Genomic DNA, 16,956 nt, shown 5'->3' with positions numbered 1-16,956 from the left:
GACACCGCCGGACTCCTTTTAAACAAGAAGGCCACCCAATGCTGGGTGGCCTTCTTGCGTTAACGCGTGAGGCGTCGCCTCAGCGGGCTAGCCGCGCCTCGAGCGTTGCTGCGGTCTCGCGCACCGCTTTCGCCAGCATGACCTCTGCGCCGTCGTCCCCGGCCCAGGTGACCGCGACCGCGGCGACGGGCCAGCCGGCAGCGTCGCGCACGACGGCGCCCACGGAGCGCAGGCCTTCCGCGACCTCTCCGTCCTCCGTCGCCCAGCCTCGCGAGCGCACCTCCCGGAGGAGATCGCGCAGCTCGCCGGGCCGTCGCGGGCCCCGCCCCGTGCGCTCGGAGAAGGCGGAAGCATCCGGGTACAGCGCCCGCACCTGTTCGCGGGGGAGGGCGGCGAGCATCGCGCGTCCGGTCGCGGTCAGGTGCGCGGGCAGGCGCACGCCCACGTCGGTCACCAGCGCTGGCCGCCGTGGCGCACGCTCCTCGACGATGTACAGCACGTCGCCGCCGCTCATGACCGCCAGGTGCGCGCTCTCCCCGAGCTGGTCGGAGAGGCTGGCGATGAGCGGACGGCCGAGCCGTGCCAACGGCTGCTGCCGGGCATAGCCTCCGGCCAGCTCGAAAGCCGATGTCCCGAGTCCCCACCGGCGCTCCTCGCGGAGGTGCAGCACGAAGCCGTGCACGGCGAGCGTGCGCAGCAGGTGATAGACCGTCGATCGCGGAAGCATGAGCTCGCGGGCGATCGCGGACGCCGCCACCGGTGCCGGCCGGCCCGCCAGGTAGCTGAGGATGCGCAGGGTCTGCGCCGCGGCAGGCACCTGGACGTCATCGGCCTCGGGAATGTCTGGGATCACAGACACAGGTTGCCACGAAGCCGCGCGCACGTCGACCCGGCGGGTGTGGAATCGAGACATGAGCGATCCTGCCCCTGTCCTCGTCGGCGCCGCCCCTCTCTCCCCGGCGGAGGTCGTCCGCGTCGTGCGTCACGATGCTCCCGTCATCGTGGACCCGGCTGCGCTGGCCAAGGTCGCTGAGACCCGCCGCGTGATCGACGGCCTCGCCGCCGACCCGCACCCGCATTACGGCGTGTCCACCGGCTTCGGTGCGCTGGCGACGACCTTCATCGCCCCGGAACGTCGACTGCAGTTGCAGGCGAGCCTCATCCGATCGCATGCCGCCGGCACCGGCGCCGAGGTGGAGCGGGAAGTGGTGCGCGGGCTCCAATTGCTGCGCCTCCAGACGCTCTCGTCGGGACGGACGGGGGTTCGTCCCGTCGTCGTCGAGACGTATGCCGCGCTGCTCAACGCCGGCATCGTGCCGGTGGTCCGCGAGTACGGGTCGCTGGGGTGCTCCGGGGATCTCGCGCCCCTTGCCCACATCGCCCTCGCGGCCATGGGCGAGGGCGATGTGCGTGACAGCGCGGGCCGGCTCGTCCCGGCGGCGGACGCCCTCGCGGACGCCGGCATCGCACCGCTCACGCTCGTGGAGAAGGAGGGCCTCGCCCTCATCAACGGCACGGACGGGATGCTCGGCACGCTCGTGCTCGCGCTCCACGACCTGGAGACGCTGCTCCTGACGGCGGATGTGGCGGCGGCGATGTCGGTGGAGTCGCAGCTCGGCACCGATGCGGTGTTCGCCGCCGATCTCATGGCGCTGCGTCCGCAGGCGGGACAGGCCGTATCCGCAGGTCACCTCCGGGCACTGCTCGCCGGGTCGCCGATGGTCGCCAGCCACAAGGGCCCGGAAGACGGCCGTGTGCAGGACGCGTACTCGCTGCGGTGTTCCCCGCAGGTGCATGGCGCCGCACGCGACACGCTGGGGCATGCGGCGATGATCGCGGAGCGCGAGCTCTCCAGCGTCATCGACAACCCCATCATCACCCTCGACGGGCGCATCGAGTCCAACGGCAACTTCCACGGGGCGCCCGTCGCCGCTGTCCTCGACTTCCTCGCGATCTCGATCGCCGATGTCGCGTCCGTCTCCGAGCGCCGCACGGACCGGGCCCTGGACCCGGCGCGCAGTCACGGACTCCCGCCCTTCCTCGCAGCGGAGGTCGGGGTGGACTCCGGCCTGATGATCGCGCAGTACGCGGCGGCCGGCATCGTCTCCGAGCTGAAGCGCCTCGCCGTCCCCGCCTCGGTCGACTCCATCCCCTCCTCGGCGATGCAGGAGGACCACGTCTCGATGGGCTGGGCCGCAGCGCGGAAACTGCGCCGGGCGATCGACGGTCTCTCCCGCGTCCTGGCGATCGAGATCCTCACCGCCGCCCGCGCCCTGGATCTCCGCACGCCGCTGGAGGCGGGGCCGGCGACCGGAGCCGTGCGCGACCTCGTCCGTACGGTCGCCGCAGGCCCCGGCCCCGACCGCCACCTCTCGCCCGAGATGGAAGCCGTGACCGCCCTCGTCCAGTCGGGTGCCATCGCCCGTGTCGCAAAGGAGCACATGCATGACTGAGCAGAACGCAGCGCGCACGGTGCGCGCCGCCCGTGGTGCCGAGCGCACCGCCAAGAGCTGGGGCGCGGAAGCGGCCAAGCGCATGCTCATGAACAACCTCGATCCCGAGGTCGCCGAGCACCCCGAAGACCTCGTGGTCTACGGCGGGACGGGCAAGGCGGCCCGTAGCTGGGCGGCGTACGAGGCGATCGTCCGTACGCTCGACGAGCTGGAGCCGGATGAGACGCTGCTCGTCCAGTCCGGGAAGCCCGTGGGCGTGTTCCGCACCCACGAGTGGGCGCCGCGCGTGCTCATCGCCAACTCGAACCTCGTCGGCGACTGGGCGACCTGGCCGGAGTTCCGCCGTCTGGAGGAGCTGGGGCTGACCATGTACGGCCAGATGACCGCCGGCTCCTGGATCTACATCGGCACGCAGGGCATCCTGCAGGGGACGTACGAGACGTTCGCCGCGGTCGCCCGCTCGCTCGGGCGGGACTCCTTGCGGGGGACGCTGACGCTGACCGCCGGTGCGGGCGGGATGGGCGGGGCGCAGCCCCTCGCCGTGACCCTCAACGAGGGCGCGGTCCTGATCGTGGACGTCGACGAGACGCGGCTGGCCCGCCGTGTGGAGCACCGGTACCTCGACGAGTACACCACCGACCTCGATGCGGCGGTGGCCCGGGTGGTCGCGGCGAAGGAGGCCGGTCACGCCCTCTCGGTCGGCGTCGTGGGCAATGCCGCAGAGGTCTTCCCCGAGCTCCTGCGTCGGGGCGTGCCGATCGACGTCGTGACGGACCAGACCAGCGCCCACGACCCGCTCGCCTACCTGCCGATCGGCATCGACGTGGACCGCTGGAAGGAGGACGCCGCGCGCGACCCCGAGGAGTTCACCCGGCGGTCGAGGGAGTCCATGGCCGCCCACGTCGCCGCGATGGTCGGCTTCCAGGACGCGGGGGCGGCGGTCTTCGACTACGGCAACTCGATCCGCGCGGAGGCGCAGCTCGGCGGTTTCGACCGGGCGTTCGCGTTCCCCGGATTCGTCCCCGCCTACATCCGCCCGCAGTTCGAGGAAGGGCGAGGACCGTTCCGCTGGGTGGCGCTGTCCGGAGACCCGGAGGACATCTTCAAGACGGACCGCGCGATCGCCGAGCTCTTCCCCGAGGACGCCGCCCTGCACCGCTGGCTCGACAAGGCGGGATCGGCCGTCCACTTCGAGGGGCTGCCGGCGCGCATCTGCTGGCTGGGCTACCAGGAGCGGCACCTCGCCGGACTGAAGTTCAACGAGATGGTCGCCTCGGGAGAGCTGTCCGCGCCGATCGTCATCGGCCGCGACCACCTCGACTCCGGTTCCGTCGCGTCGCCGTACCGGGAGACCGAGGCCATGAAGGACGGTTCCGACGCGATCGCCGACTGGCCGCTGCTCAACGCCCTCCTCAACACCGCCTCCGGGGCGTCGTGGGTGTCGCTGCACCACGGCGGCGGGGTGGGGATCGGGCGCTCGATCCACGCCGGACAGGTCACGGTGGCGGACGGTTCGGCTCTCGCGGCGGAGAAGCTCGCCCGGGTGCTGACGAACGACCCCGGGACCGGCGTCATGCGGCACGTGGACGCCGGGTACGACCACGCCAAGGAGGTCGCGCGCGACCGCGGACTGAAGGTGCCGATGCTGTGACGACGACGCTCATCTCCGGGATCGGGGAGCTGACGACCAATGTCGCCGCCGGGGGCGACCCGACCGGCACGCTGCGCGACGCGGCCGTGCTGATCGACGGCGAGCGGATCGCGTGGGTAGGATCGTCCGCCACAGCTCCCGCGGCCGACGAGGTCGTCGACGCCGGGGGTCGGGCCATGATCCCCGGATTCGTCGACAGCCACAGCCACCTCGTCTTCGGCGGCGATCGGGCGGCGGAGTTCGAGGCGCGCATGGCGGGGCAGCCGTACGCGGCGGGCGGCATCCGCTCGACGGTCCAGGCGACGCGGGCGGCGACCGACGACGACCTGCGCGCCCGACTGCGCGGGTTCATCGGGGAGCTGCGGACACAGGGCACCACCACGGTCGAGATCAAGAGCGGTTACGGTCTCGCCGTCGCGGAGGAGGAGCGCCTCGTGCGCCTCGCCGCCGAGGTGACGTCGGAGGTCACGTTCCTCGGTGCGCATGTGGTGCCGGTCGAGTACGCCGACGATCCCGACGCCTATGTCGACCTCGTCGTGGGGCCGATGCTCGACGCCTGCGCCCCGCACTCCCGGTGGATCGACGTCTTCTGCGAGACCGGCGCGTTCACGGTGGCGCAGTCACGACGGATCCTGGAGGCGGGCATCACCCGGGGTCTCGCTCCTCGGGTGCATGCGAGCCAGCTCGGTCCGGGCGACGGCGTGCGGATGGCGGTCGAGCTGGGGGCGGCGTCGGTGGATCACGGCACCTACCTCACCGACGCGGACATCGCCGCGCTCGCCGCATCGGACACGGTGCTCACGCTGCTGCCCGGCGTGGAGTTCTCCACGCGCCAGCCCTATCCGGATGCGCGCCGGCTCCTCGACGCAGGGGTGACGGTCGCGCTCGCGTGCGACACGAACCCGGGGTCCAGCTTCACGTCGTCCATGGCCTTCTGCATCGCCATCGCCGTGCGGGACATGGGCATGACCACGGCGGAGGCGGTCTGGGCCGCCACCGCCGGCGGGGCGCGGGCACTCCGGCGCGACGACATCGGCCGCATCGCCCCCGGGGCGCGCGCCGACCTCGTGCTGCTCGACGCCCCCTCCCGCGTGCACCTGGCGTATCGCCCGGGTGTGCCGCTGGTGCGGCGCGTCTGGAAGGACGGGACGGCCGTCGTCTGACCGTCCCGCCCGTCACCGCAGGGCTTCGGCGCAGACCACGGCGGCCGCGGCGGACCACGCCTGTGGACGGCAGGCGGCCGGATAGGGGACCGGTCGGCCGCCGACGATGCGGGGCTCGCCCGAGTGCAGCTCCGGCACGCGGTAGTCGAAACCCTCGGCGAGATCGAGCAGCTGGGCGGCGATGCGTCCGGCATGATCCGTGAGGCCCGCGCGGAGCATCCCGTGCACGGCGATCGCGGTGTCGTGCGTCCACACGCTGCCGCCGTGGTAGCTCAGCGGCCAGTACCCCGAGGCCTCCGTGGACATCGTGCGGACGCCGTAGCCGCTCGACATCGTCTCACCGACGAGCAGTTCCGCGCAGGCGCGCTCCTCGTCCGGATCGAGCAGCCCGGTGCCGATGAGGTGACCGATGTTGCTGGTGAGCGTGTCGACCGCGGCGCCGTGGGCGTCGAGGGCGATGGCGGGGTACCGCCCCTCCGGCGTAGTGACCCAGTAGGCATCCCGGAAGCGTCGCCGCAGGTCCGCCGCCCACGAACGCAGATGGTCGCCGCCGGCCGTGCCCAGCTCGTCGAGGAGCGCTGCTCCGCGCACCGCGGCCTCGTAGGCGTATCCCTGCACTTCGCTGAGCGCGATGGGACCTTCCGCCAGACGACCGTCGCGCCACTGGATCGAGTCGCCGGAGTCCTTCCAGCCCTGATTCGCCAAGCCGTGGCCCGACTCATCCGCATAATCGATGAAGCCGCTGCCGGAGGCGTCGCCGTGCTCGATCATCCACGTCAAGGCGGCGCGCAACGCGGGCTCCAGGTCCCTCAACTCCGTGATCGTCAGGCCGGCCGCGCGCGCGTCGGCGAGGAGGCAGATCCACAGCGGTGTTGCATCGACCGTGCCGTAGTAGAGCGGAGGCAGCAGCACGCCCTCGCCGGGGAGGGAGAGCTCCGCGCTACGCAGCTCGTGCGCGATCTTGCCCGGAGCCTCCGCGGTGCCGGGGTCGTGCACCGTGCCCTGGAGACGCGCGAGCACCCGCAGGGTGGAGGCGGCGATGTCGCGGTCGGCGGCGAGGGCGAGACGGGCTGCCCAGAGCGAGTCCCGTCCGAACAGGGTGAAGAACCAGGGAGCACCCGCGGCGTAGAACGCTTCGTCCGGCTGGTCCGGCAGGGCCAGTCGTAGGGCGTCGAGGTCGGCGCAGGCGCGCTCCAACCACCGCGCGGTGCGAGGGTCCGCTCCGGTGGGGACGCGCCGGACGCCGGCTGTCCGGGGTGGCGACGTCACGACCAGGGTCGGATCGTCGAGGTCGGCCGACCACGTCACCTCAGCCTCGCCGCGCGGAGGGACGGTCACTCGCCAGGCGAGCAGCAGCTCCCGACCGTCGATCGACACGGTGGCGTCCACAGCGCGCAGCGTGAACGATGCCTGCCCTGCGCGGCAGCGCTCGCCGTCCCACGACCACTCCTCGCCACCGGTCACCCCCGCCTTGACGAGTTGCATGGGGGTGAAATCCGGGCGGATGCGCACCGCGAGCTCGGCCGTCACCTCGTGCTCGAGGTGCGAGGATACCCGCAGGGCCTCGGTCAGTCTCCCCGGCTCGACAGCGCGATCCCGATCCAGGCGCACTTTCGGATCGGCGGCGGCATCGTCGAGTCCGCGCAGCAGGCTGGTGAACAGCGCACGCTGCGGGACCGGCGACGAGCAGGCGATGGCTTCCAGGGCGGTGTCCCGCACCTCGAGTCCGATCGCGGCGATGTGACGGACGTCGCCGTGGTAGACGCCGTGGATCGGGGCGCCGCCGACGTCGCCGTCGCGGTCGGACCAGACCTGGGTGGGGGCATCGAGCACGACCACGGCGTCGTCGAGCAGCGGCTGGAGGTGGGGGCGGTCGGTCATTCCTTGACGGCTCCTTCGGTGGAATTCATGATGCGGCGCTGGAAGATGAAGAACATCACGGCGACGGGGATCGTCATGATGAGCGCCGCCGCGAGCTTGAGCGGATACTGGGTGCCCTGGCTGAGCTGCCCGCTGGCGAGCGAGGCGACACCCTTCGTGAGGGTCGTCAGCGCGGGGTCGTTCGTGGACACGATGAAGTGGCTGAGCTCGTTCCACGACCCCTGGAACGACAGGATGACGATCGTGATGAGGGCGGGCGTCGCCATCGGGAGCACGACCGACCAGAAGGTCCGGAACGCGCCGGCTCCGTCGATCCGCGCCTGCTCTTCGACTGAGACCGGGATCGATTCGAAGAAGTTCTTCATGATGAAGACGCCGGCGGCGTCGACCAGCAGCGGCAGGATCATACCGGCGTAGGAGTTGAAGATGCCGAGCTGGTTGATGACGAGGAACTTCGGGATGAGCAGGACGACCGTCGGCACCGACATCACGGCGACGAGGGCCGCGAACACGACTCCCCGACCGCGGAAGCGCAGACGTGCCAGCGCGTATCCGGCGAGGGAGTTGAAGAACACCCGCCCCGCGGTGACGAAGATCGTCACGATGGCGCTGTTGACGAACCACGACGGGAAGTCGGAGTTGGCGAAGAGCCGTTCATAGGCGGCGAAGGTCCAGGACTCCGGGAGCAGGTTCACGCCCGAGCTCGCGGCATCCTCGTCCGTCTTGAAACTCGTGAACACCTGGATCAGGAACGGGTAGATGTAGATGACGGCGAGCGCGATCAGCACGGTGTACAGCACGATCTGCCCGGTGAGCTGCGTGCGCGAGAGCCTCATGATGTCCCTCCCTCGCGCGCGACCTCGTACGCGCGGATGCGGCGCCGCGATACCGGCCGGTCGCGCAGCACCCAGCGCTGCAGCAGCGTGAAGATCACGATGATGACGAAGAGGATGAAGGCGATCGCGGCGCCCTGACCCCACTCCTGGTCCGTGAACGCCGTCTTGTACGACAGGTACGCCGGGGTGAGAGTCGTCTTGCTGGGGGCACCACGGGTACCGGTGTAGATCTGATCGAACACCTGCCAGCAGCCGATGAGGCCGAGGGTGAGCACCGTGAACAGCGTCGGCCGCAGCTGCGGCAGGGTCACCCGCCAGAACCGCTGCCACCCGTTCGCCCCGTCCATCATGGCCGCCTCGTCGACGTCCGCGCCGAGATTCTGCAGACCGGCGAGGAAGAGCAGCATGAAGGTGCCGGAGGTCGTGAAGATGGCCATCAGGATGTACGCGCTCATGGCGATCGAGGGACCAGCGAGCCACTCCCACCAGGAGATGCCCAGCATCCCGCCGCCGGTGAGCGCGGCGGGCCCCGTGTCGATGCCGACGCCGCTGAGCGCGAGATGCAGGATGCCGCGGGGGTCGTTGAACCAGTTCGGACCGTTCAAGCCGAACCAGGCGAGCACGCTGTTGACCGCTCCGCTCGCGGAGAACAGGAAGAGCCAGAGCACCGTGATCGCCACCGAGCTCGTGACGGAGGGGAAGTAGTACGCGGTCCGGAAGAACCCGCGGCCGCGCAGCACCGCTCTGTTCACCAGGACGGCGAGGAACAGGGCGATGGCCGTCTGCAGGGGCACGACGAGCAGCACGTACCAGGAGTTGTTGCGCAGCGCGGTCCCGAAGTCCTTGGTCGCGAGGCCGCCGTCGGCCAGCACGGCCGAGTAGTTCTCCGTGCCCACGAACGAGACCGACGGCGAGAGGGGGCTGCCGCGCCCCGCCCAGTCCGACATGCTGACCCACAGGGCCATGAGCACGGGGACCAGCAGGAAGACCCCGAGGATGAGGATGACCGGCGCCGTGAAGAGCCAGCCGGCTGCGGCCTCACCGCGGCGGAGTCCGGAGGCTCCCCCGCGGCGAGACAGGGCGTGTCCCGCCATCGCTACTCGACGATCGCTTCGAGGTTCGACTGCACGGTGCCGAGGATCTGTGCGGGGTCTCCCGTCTTCAGCGACTCGAGCTGCGCGTTGAAGTCGGCGATCACGTCCGCAGCGCCGTCCTGGTTGGGCGGGAACTGCGCGTAGTCCGCTCCCGCGAGGAAGGGCGCGAGGTCCGGGTTGTCGGCGGTCCACTGGTCGGCGGCGGAGGTGATCGACGGCATCGGGCCGAATGCCTTCGAGAAGGCGAGCTGGCTGTCGGCACTGGTGAGGTACTCGACGAGGTCGAGGGCCGCCTGCTGGTTGGGGCTGTCGGCGGCCATGCCCCAGCAGTTCGTGAACTGCAGGGTGCCCGGGCCGCCCGGTCCTTCGGGAAGCTCGGCGACGGTGTAGTCCACGGAGCCGAAGTCGTTCGCCATCGCGCCGGTGATCCAGTTGCCTTCGATCACCATCGCGGCGAGCTCCTTCCCGAGTGCCTCACCGCCCCAGCCCGCCCCGACGTCCTTGGCGTAGGCGAAGGTGCCGTCGACGAGGTGGGACTGCACATACTCCAGCGCCTGGACGTTCGCGGGGTCATCCGCGATCGCTGTGCCGTCTTTCACGAGCCCGCCGCCGGCCTGCGCCATGAACGTGCCGACGCGCTGGTATTCCGCGCCGAAGGCCAGGCCCACGTGGTCGGCGGTGGTGAGCTTCTGCGCGACGGCCGCGAGGTCGTCCCAGCTCTTCGGGAGGTCGGCATCGGTGAGTCCGGCCTCCGCCCACAGGCGCGTGTTGATCACGAGCGCGAGCGTGGAGAAGTCCTTGGGTGCGCAGTAGAACGTGCCGTCGAGGGTGAAGTTCTCCACGAGGGAGGGGTAGAAGTCGTCCTTGTTCGAGAGCTCGTCGCCGTATGCCTGGAGGGAGCCGTTCGAGGCGTACCCGGCCATCTGCTCGGGTGCGAGGTAGAAGAGGTCGGCGGGTTTTCCGGCGGCGAAGCCCTGAGAGAGCTCCTGCGCCAGGTCGCTCGCCACCTGGAGGTCGACCTCGGTGCCGGACTCCTCGGACCAGGCGTCGAGCGCCGACTGCACGGCGGCGGTCTCGGCGTCGCCGGACGAGCCGATGAGGATCGTGAGGCCGTCGTCGGAGGAGGTGAGGTCCGTGTCGCCCTCGCTCTGCTCCTCGCCCGAGAACCCGGACCCGCACCCGGTGAGCGCGAGGGTGGTGGTGATCAGGACCGCTCCAGCGCCGAGCCAGGCGCGTGTGGTCTGCCGTGTCATGTCTCTCTCTCCTTTGATGAGGGCCGGCGGGCAGGAATTTGAACGATCAAACTCTGCATGGAGTACGCTAGGTGCGGCAGTGCGGACGTGTCAAGCCGCCGGGATCGAGGAGTGCGATGGCCAAGGCCCCCACGGTGGAGGATGTGGCGGCGCACGCCGGCGTCTCCCGCCAGACGGTGTCGAACGTCCTGAACACCCCGGACATCGTCCGGCCGGCCACCCGGGAGCGCGTGCTCGCCTCCATCGACGAGCTCGGCTACCGTCGGCACGCGGCGGCCCGCCGGCTGCGCCTGCGTCGGAGTTCGACGATCGGCATCCGGCTCGACCCGTATCTGGGCGGGATCTCGGGGGTGGTGCTGGATCGCTTCGTGCACGCCATCACGGAGCGTTCGAGTGATCGCGGCATGCGCATGCTCGTGTACGCGGCGCGGACCCCGGAGGAGGAGCTCGGCCGGCTCGCCGAACTGTGGGACGGATCCGAGATCGATGCCGCGATCCTCACCGGCACCGTGCGCGACGATCCCCGCGTCATGCGGCTGGACGCGCTCGGTCTGCCGTTCATCTCCTTCGGCCGGCCGTGGGGGGACGACGACATCTCCGATCCGATGCATCTCTGGGTCGACGTGGACGGTGCGGCGGGCACCAGGGCGGCGACGACGTATGCGCTGGAGCACGGGAGCGCGGTGACCTTCCTGGGCTGGCCGTCGGGGTCGGGCACGGGGGACGACCGAGAACGCGGGTGGCGCGAGGCTCTCACGGAGGCGGGGGCGCACGGGGCCCGGGTCATCGCCGAGGATTCGGTTCCCGAAGCGCGTCGGGCGATCACCCGCGCGATGGAGGACGGCATCCGGGCGGACGCCGTCGTCTGCGCCAGCGACTCTCTCGCCGTGGGGGCTCTGCTCGGCCTCGCCGACGCCGGGAAGACCGTCCCGGTCATCGGGTTCGACAACACCCCCACCGCCGAAGCACTGGGATTCTCCAGCGTCGAACAACGACCGGAGGATGTCGCGGAGGCGATCCTGCAGCTGCTCATGGGGCCGACAGGGGACGTGGTCGCACCGCGCCGGGTCGAGTCCGGCTCGGCGCACGCACTCATCACGCCTGAGCTGGTCGTGCGCTGATCCGGCGCGTCGCCCGAGCCGCTCCCCTGCTCAGCGTGCCGCGAGGCCGGCGAGCAGCTCGAGCACGCAGAGGGCAGCGAGTCGCACGGTGCGACCGTCCTCGGCGTCCGCGGTCGCATCCACCTCGGCGATGTCGGCGCTCACGACCCGCGGATCGGCGGCGACCGCCCGGGTGACAGCGCGCAGCTCCCACGCCGCCAGGCCTCCGGGGACGCTGGCTGGGCAGCCCGGTGCGACCGCGCGGTCGCACACGTCCACGTCGATGTCGAGGTGCACCCGGGCGGCGTCGCCCGCCCCCGCGATCTCGACCGCCTCGGCCACGACGTCGGCGATGCCGCGACGGCGCACGTCGTCGAGGGTGACGACCCGGATGCCCCAGTCGGCCGCGCGGCGGGCGTACGCGGCGGAGTTCGCGAAGTCGGCGAGGCCGATCTGCACGATCCGGGTGGGGTCGACGCGGGCCGTCGGGACGCCTGCCGCGGCGGGAACGTCCTGGACGAGCCGCCGCACCGGGGTGCCGTTGGAGACGCCGTCGCGCAGGTCGAAGTGGGCGTCGAACGTGATCAGGCCCGTGGCCTCCGCTCCGAGCGCGACCGGGTAGGTGAGGGAGTTGTCGCCGCCGAGGGCGATGACGAGGTCGGACGCTCCCGCGAGCTCCCGGACCCGCTCGATCGTCCGCGCCTCTCCCGCGTCGCCGTCCGGCTCCGGCACGTCCCCGGCGTCCGCGATGCGGAGCACCTCGTCCAGGTCGATCGTCGGCGGGCCGAGCACCGTCGTGCCGTAGCGGGGGAGCGCCTCGCGGATCGCGGCCGGTGTCGCGTGCGCCCCGGTCGGGGACAGGGAGGTGCGCCAGGTCGGGACGCCGAGGAGCACCGCATCGGCCGTGCCCTCGAACGCGGGCCAGGCGCCGGCGCGCGGCCAGAGCGGATCGTGGGACAGCGCCATGTCAGACTCCCGGGATCAGGGCGTGGGCGACGGTGAAGATCGCGAGGCCGGCGAGGGCCCCGACGACCGTGCCGTTCAGACGGATGTACTGCAGGTCGCGTCCGACCATGAGCTCGATCTTCTCGGTGGTCTCGGCGGGGTCCCAGCGCTCCACGGTGTCGGTGATGATCGAGGCGATGTCGTGCCGGTACCGGTCGACGAGGAAGACGGCCGCATCGGAGACCCACGTGTCGACGCGGCGCTGCAGGGCGGCATCGGTCGTGAGCCGCTCGCCGACCTCCTGCAGCGCCTGCACGGCGCGTCGCCGCAGCCCGCTCTCCGGATCGGCGAGGGAGGTGAGGAGTCCGTTCTTGGCGGTGTTCCAGGCCTCTGCAGCCAGGGCGCCGACGCGCGGGCTGTCGAAGAGCGCGGCCTTGGCGTTCTCCAGCTTCTCGCGCGTCGCGGGATCGTTCTGCAGGGCGTCCGCGAGGCGGGACAGGTACCCGTCGATCGCGAGGCGGGCCGGGTGCCGCGGGTCGGCCTGGACGGCGCGGACGAACTTGACCGCCTCGTTGTACACCGTGTCGTCGATGAGGCGGTGCGCGATCTTCGGCATCCATCCGGGGAGCCGCCGGGAGACGAGTCCGGTGAAGGAGGAGGCGTTCGCGTCGAGCCATCGCCCGATGCTGTCCACCGCGAGGTCGACGGCACCGTGGTGCGCCTCCGCCTCCACGATCTTCTCCAGCCACGCTCCAGCGGGCGGCCCCCACTCCGGCGCGACGAGATGCTCGCGCGCGAGGTCGGCGAGGAGATCGCGCACGTCGTCGTCGCTCAGCGCGTTCAGCACGGCCGTCGCGATCGTCGCCCCCTCCGCGGCGACGCGCTCGGCATGCGGGGTCTCGCGGAGCCACTCGCCGGCGCGGAGGGCGATCGCGGTGCTGGCGAGCTTGGTGCGCACCACGTCGGCCGCGAGGAAGTTCGTCTCCACGAACTCGCCGAGCGTGCGGCCGATCTCGTCCTTGCGGTTCGGGATGATCGCGGTGTGCGGGATGGGCAGACCCAGCGGACGGCGGAACAGCGCGGTCACCGCGAACCAGTCCGCGAGCGCGCCGACCATGCCGCCCTCCGCGGCGGCGCGGACGTACGCGAGCCCACCGACCCGCTCCTGGAACGCGAACGCGACGACGAAGGCGAGGGCCATGAAGATCAGAGCACCGAGCGCGACGGCCTTCATCCGCCGCAGCGCGCGCCGGCGCTCCTGGTCGGCGACGGAGAGCAGCGTCGTGGGTGTTCGCGGCATGACGTCATCCTTTCACGGGGCGAGTAGCCTCGATACGTGATCGAAGACATCAAGAAGCGCGCCCTGCACCGCACCAGCATCCTCGAGGGTCAGATGCGCGGCGTCGCGCGGATGATCGAGAGCGAGGAGTACTGCATGGACATCATCACGCAGTCCCGCGCGATCCAGCGCTCCCTCGAGTCGCTCAACCGTCTGCTGCTGGAGAACCACCTGCGCACGCACGTCACCCACATGTTCGAGGACGGCGGCGAGGAGCGCGACAAGGCCGTCGGCGAGCTCCTCAAGGCGTTCGACTTCGACCGCAAATAAGCGGCCGGCGCGGGACGCCTCTCAGCCGACCGCGTGCTCGTCGGCGACCGCCAGCGCCTCCTCGATCGCCGCCAACCCTCGCACCAGCTCCGCCTCCTCGATCACCAGCGGCGGGGCGATGTGCACGCGGTGGAAGTGCGTGAAGGGCCACACCCCCGCCCGCTTCGCGGCGGTCGCGAACGCGGTCATCGGTGCGGCGTCGGCACCGCTCGCGTTGAACGGCACCAGCGGCTCCCTGCTCCGCTGACCCCGCACGAGCTCCACCGCCCAGAACAGACCGCGGCCGCGCACCTCGCCCACGCTCGGATGCGATCGCGCCCACGAGCGCAGGGTCGGACCGACGACCCGCTCGCCGAGGTCGCGCACCCGTTCCAGGATGCCGTCGCGGCGGAACACCTCGAACGTGGCCACACCGGCCGCGCAGGCGAGAGGGTGCCCGGAGTAGGTCAGTCCGCCCGCGAACGGGACGGTGTCGAAGGCCGCGGCGATGCGGTCGGAGATCACGACGCCGCCGAGGGGCACGTAGCCCGAGTTCACGCCCTTCGCGAAGGTGATCAGGTCGGGGCGGACGTCGAAGGCGTCGATCCCGAACCACTCGCCGAGCCGGCCGAACCCCACCATCACCTCGTCCGCGATGAAGACGATCCCGTAGCGATCGCAGAGCGCGCGTACCCCGGGCAGATAGCCGGGCGGCGGAAGCAGCACGCCGTTGGTGCCGACGACCGTCTCGACGATGATCGCGGCGATCGTCTGCGGCCCCTCGAGCTGGATGGTCTGCTCCAGATGCGCGAGGGCGCGCTCCGTCTCCTGCTCGGGCGTCTCGCTGTGGAACGGGGAGCGGTAGAGGTACGGTCCGAAGAACCGCACGGCCCCGGTGTCCGTGACGTCGTTCGCCCAGCGGCGCGGGTCTCCGGTGAGGGAGATCGCGGTCGCGGTGGAGCCGTGGTAGCTGCGGTACATCGACAGCACCTTCCGGCGGCCCGTGGCCTGCCGGGCCATGCGCACCGCGTACTCGTTCGCCTCCGCGCCGCCGTTCGTGAAGAACACCTTCTCGAACCCGTCGGGAGCGACCTCGGCGATGAGGCGGGCGAGCTCACCGCGCACATCGTTGGCCATCGACGGCTGGATGGTCGCGAGCCGCCCGGCCTGCTGCTGGATCGCGGCGACGAGGTCCGGGTGCTGGTGGCCGAGGTTGAGGTTCACGAGCTGGCTGGAGAAGTCGAGGTAGGCGGTGCCCTCGTAGTCCCAGAACGTCGAGCCCCGACCCGTGGCGACCGGCAACGGGTCGATCAGCGCCTGCGCGCTCCAGGAGTGGAAGACGTGAGCGCGGTCGTCGGCGCGCACCTGCGCCTCGGCGTCCGGGGCGGGGAGCGGGGAGGCGAGTCCGTGGCGGTCGGTGAAGGTCGTCATCGTGATCGCTCCTCGTCAGTGGTTGCTCGGGAAGCCGAGGTCGATCTGCGACGGGGTGTGGTCGGGCCACCGCGTCGTCACGACCTTCGACCGCGTGTAGAAGTGCACGGACTCCGGGCCGTAGATGTGCGCGTCGCCGAAGAGCGAGTCCTTCCACCCGCCGAACGAGTAGGCGCCGATGGGCACCGGGATCGGGACGTTGACGCCGACCATGCCGACCTCGATGTCGAACTCGTACTTCCGCGCCGTCCCGCCGTCGCGCGTGAAGATCGCGGTCCCGTTGCCGTAGGCGTTCGCGTTGACGAGCGCGACCGCCTCCGCGTAGGAGCCCACGCGCACGACGGACAGGACCGGGCCGAAGATCTCGTCGTCGTAGACGCGCATGCCGGGTGTGACGTCGTCGATCAGGCTCACCCCGAGGAAGAAGCCGTCGCCGTCGAATCGCTTCGTGGTGCCGTCGACGACGACCCTGGCGCCCTCCCCGGGTGCCTCTGTGACGTAGGAGGCGACCCGGTCACGGTGCTCCGCGGTGATGAGCGGGCCCATCTCGCTCGCCGGGTCCGTGCCGGGGCCGATCGAGAGGCCGTCGATGCGGCGGGCGATCGCGGCGACGAGGTCGTCGGCGATGTCGCCCACCGCCACGAGCACGGACACCGCCATGCAGCGTTCGCCCGCGGAGCCGTAGGCCGCGGAGACGGCGGCGTCGGCAGCCGCATCGATGTCGGCGTCGGGCATCACGACCATGTGGTTCTTCGCGCCCCCGAGCGCCTGGACCCGCTTCCCGGCGGCGGACGCCCGTTCGTAGATCGAGCGGGCGATCGGGGTGGACCCGACGAAGCTCACCGCCTGGACCCGCGGGGACTCGAGGAGCGCGTCGACGGCCTCCCGGTCGCCGTGCACGACGTTGAGGACGCCGTCCGGGAGACCGGCCTCGCGGAACAGCCGTGCGAGCCAGACCGCGGCGGACGGATCCTTCTCGCTGGGCTTGAGGACGACGGTGTTGCCGCACGCGATCGCGGAGGCGACCATCCACAGCGGCACCATGACCGGGAAGTTGAACGGGGTGATGGCCGCGACCACGCCGACCGGCTGCTTCACGGAGTGCACGTCGACCCCGCGGGCGACCTGCTCGCTGCGCTCGCCCTTGAGCAGGTGCACGAGGCCGGCCGCGAACTCGACGTTCTCGATGCCGCGGGACACCTCGCCGGCGGCGTCGGACAGGACCTTGCCGTGCTCGGACGTGACGATGGCCGCCAGCTCGTCCGTCCGTTCCTTGAGGAGCTGACGGAGCCGGAAGAATACGTCGGCGCGCTTGATGAGGCTCGTCTCCCGCCACGCCGGGAGGGCCGCCGCAGCGGCGGCCACGGCGGCGTCGACCTCGGTGGCCGAGGCGAACGCGACCTCTTTCGTGACGGCTCCTGTCGCCGGATCGAAGACGAGGCCGCGACGGGCGGCCTCGCCCGTCTCGGTGCCGTTGATGAGGTGACGGACGATGTCCACGGGGGCTCCTTCGCAGAGGGGATCGCGTGTCGCACACTCTGACCGAGGGTCGCTACGCTGG

General features: G+C 71.2%; 14 protein-coding genes. 5 read left to right on the top strand and 9 right to left on the bottom strand.

All coding sequences use genetic code 11. From position 1 onward, the window contains the following. Window positions 1–79: 79 nt before the first annotated feature. Window positions 80–817 (bottom strand): IclR family transcriptional regulator, encoded by a 738-nt coding sequence (locus BK819_RS10725; RefSeq protein WP_256209444.1) that lies wholly within the window; start codon window positions 815–817, stop codon window positions 80–82. Window positions 818–911: 94 nt separating this feature from the next. Here BK819_RS10725 and hutH point away from each other — a divergent pair, with 94 nt between their 5' ends. Genes hutH through hutI form a run of 3 tightly spaced genes read left to right on the top strand, consistent with a single transcriptional unit; the run spans window position 912 to window position 5,267 of the window. Then, complete coding sequence (hutH, locus tag BK819_RS10720) at window positions 912–2,453, top strand: histidine ammonia-lyase (protein ID WP_071329111.1); 1,542 nt, start codon at window positions 912–914, stop codon at window positions 2,451–2,453. Then, the gene (gene hutU / locus BK819_RS10715) at window positions 2,446–4,104 is read left to right on the top strand and encodes a urocanate hydratase (RefSeq protein WP_071329110.1); all 1,659 of its coding nucleotides are present in this window, start codon (window positions 2,446–2,448) and stop codon (window positions 4,102–4,104) included. The genes hutH and hutU overlap by 8 nt, the downstream gene beginning before the upstream one ends. Next, on the top strand, window positions 4,101–5,267 hold the full coding sequence (gene hutI / locus BK819_RS10710; RefSeq protein ID WP_071329109.1) for an imidazolonepropionase: 1,167 nt from the start codon (window positions 4,101–4,103) through the stop codon (window positions 5,265–5,267). The genes hutU and hutI overlap by 4 nt, the downstream gene beginning before the upstream one ends. Window positions 5,268–5,279: 12 nt before the next feature. Here the strand turns inward: hutI and BK819_RS10705 are convergent, their stop codons facing one another. The 4 genes from BK819_RS10705 to BK819_RS10690 are packed head-to-tail and all read right to left on the bottom strand — an operon-like array spanning window position 5,280 to window position 10,331. Further along, window positions 5,280–7,148 (bottom strand): glycogen debranching N-terminal domain-containing protein, encoded by a 1,869-nt coding sequence (locus BK819_RS10705; protein ID WP_071329108.1) that lies wholly within the window; start codon window positions 7,146–7,148, stop codon window positions 5,280–5,282. After that, entirely contained in the window at window positions 7,145–7,984 is an 840-nt protein-coding gene (locus BK819_RS10700; protein ID WP_256209442.1) for a carbohydrate ABC transporter permease, read from the bottom strand. Before BK819_RS10700 ends, BK819_RS10705 begins: the two co-directional genes overlap by 4 nt. Continuing rightward, window positions 7,981–9,078, bottom strand: coding sequence for a carbohydrate ABC transporter permease (locus BK819_RS10695; protein ID WP_071329107.1), 1,098 nt, complete (start codon window positions 9,076–9,078; stop codon window positions 7,981–7,983). The genes BK819_RS10700 and BK819_RS10695 overlap by 4 nt, the downstream gene beginning before the upstream one ends. Window positions 9,079–9,080: 2 nt before the next feature. Continuing rightward, a complete protein-coding gene (locus BK819_RS10690; protein ID WP_071329106.1) occupies window positions 9,081–10,331 on the bottom strand; it encodes an extracellular solute-binding protein in 1,251 nt (416 codons plus the stop codon). Between the two features lie 116 nt (window positions 10,332–10,447). Here BK819_RS10690 and BK819_RS10685 point away from each other — a divergent pair, with 116 nt between their 5' ends. Next, the gene (locus BK819_RS10685) at window positions 10,448–11,452 is read left to right on the top strand and encodes a LacI family DNA-binding transcriptional regulator (protein ID WP_071329105.1); all 1,005 of its coding nucleotides are present in this window, start codon (window positions 10,448–10,450) and stop codon (window positions 11,450–11,452) included. A gap of 30 nt (window positions 11,453–11,482) precedes the next feature. Here BK819_RS10685 and BK819_RS10680 read toward each other — a convergent pair whose 3' ends face one another. After that, window positions 11,483–12,397 (bottom strand): agmatinase family protein, encoded by a 915-nt coding sequence (locus BK819_RS10680; RefSeq protein WP_071329104.1) that lies wholly within the window; start codon window positions 12,395–12,397, stop codon window positions 11,483–11,485. A gap of 1 nt (window position 12,398) precedes the next feature. Further along, window positions 12,399–13,676 carry a DUF445 domain-containing protein gene (locus BK819_RS10675; RefSeq protein WP_071329103.1) on the bottom strand — a complete coding sequence of 426 codons (1,278 nt, stop codon included), beginning with the start codon at window positions 13,674–13,676 and terminating at the stop codon, window positions 12,399–12,401. A gap of 36 nt (window positions 13,677–13,712) precedes the next feature. Between BK819_RS10675 and BK819_RS10670 the strand changes: the two genes are divergently transcribed. Further along, on the top strand, window positions 13,713–13,985 hold the full coding sequence (locus BK819_RS10670; RefSeq protein ID WP_060922948.1) for a metal-sensitive transcriptional regulator: 273 nt from the start codon (window positions 13,713–13,715) through the stop codon (window positions 13,983–13,985). Window positions 13,986–14,006: 21 nt separating this feature from the next. Here BK819_RS10670 and BK819_RS10665 read toward each other — a convergent pair whose 3' ends face one another. Both BK819_RS10665 and BK819_RS10660 read right to left on the bottom strand, forming a co-directional pair. Next, the gene (locus BK819_RS10665) at window positions 14,007–15,395 is read right to left on the bottom strand and encodes an aspartate aminotransferase family protein (protein WP_071329102.1); all 1,389 of its coding nucleotides are present in this window, start codon (window positions 15,393–15,395) and stop codon (window positions 14,007–14,009) included. Window positions 15,396–15,410: 15 nt separating this feature from the next. Next, complete coding sequence (locus tag BK819_RS10660) at window positions 15,411–16,895, bottom strand: CoA-acylating methylmalonate-semialdehyde dehydrogenase (protein ID WP_071329101.1); 1,485 nt, start codon at window positions 16,893–16,895, stop codon at window positions 15,411–15,413. Window positions 16,896–16,956 lie beyond the last annotated feature (61 nt).

It is taken from the genome of Microbacterium sp. LCT-H2 (assembly GCF_001866135.1).
GTDB lineage: Bacteria > Actinomycetota > Actinomycetes > Actinomycetales > Microbacteriaceae > Microbacterium.
This window is presented reverse-complemented; position numbering and strand designations above follow the sequence as displayed.

What these genes read in the sequence shown, in the direction of transcription:
- hutU (WP_071329110.1), top strand. Translation starts at nt 2,446, where the DNA reads ATGACTGAGCAGAACGCAGCGCGCACGGTGCGCGCCGCCCGTGGTGCC.
- BK819_RS10665 (WP_071329102.1), bottom strand. Translation starts at nt 15,395, where the DNA reads ATGACGACCTTCACCGACCGCCACGGACTCGCCTCCCCGCTCCCCGCC.
- BK819_RS10685 (WP_071329105.1), top strand. Translation starts at nt 10,448, where the DNA reads ATGGCCAAGGCCCCCACGGTGGAGGATGTGGCGGCGCACGCCGGCGTC.
- BK819_RS10680 (WP_071329104.1), bottom strand. Translation starts at nt 12,397, where the DNA reads ATGGCGCTGTCCCACGATCCGCTCTGGCCGCGCGCCGGCGCCTGGCCC.
- BK819_RS10700 (WP_256209442.1), bottom strand. Translation starts at nt 7,984, where the DNA reads ATGAGGCTCTCGCGCACGCAGCTCACCGGGCAGATCGTGCTGTACACC.
- hutH (WP_071329111.1), top strand. Translation starts at nt 912, where the DNA reads ATGAGCGATCCTGCCCCTGTCCTCGTCGGCGCCGCCCCTCTCTCCCCG.
- BK819_RS10675 (WP_071329103.1), bottom strand. Translation starts at nt 13,676, where the DNA reads ATGCCGCGAACACCCACGACGCTGCTCTCCGTCGCCGACCAGGAGCGC.
- BK819_RS10695 (WP_071329107.1), bottom strand. Translation starts at nt 9,078, where the DNA reads ATGGCGGGACACGCCCTGTCTCGCCGCGGGGGAGCCTCCGGACTCCGC.
- BK819_RS10705 (WP_071329108.1), bottom strand. Translation starts at nt 7,148, where the DNA reads ATGACCGACCGCCCCCACCTCCAGCCGCTGCTCGACGACGCCGTGGTC.
- BK819_RS10690 (WP_071329106.1), bottom strand. Translation starts at nt 10,331, where the DNA reads ATGACACGGCAGACCACACGCGCCTGGCTCGGCGCTGGAGCGGTCCTG.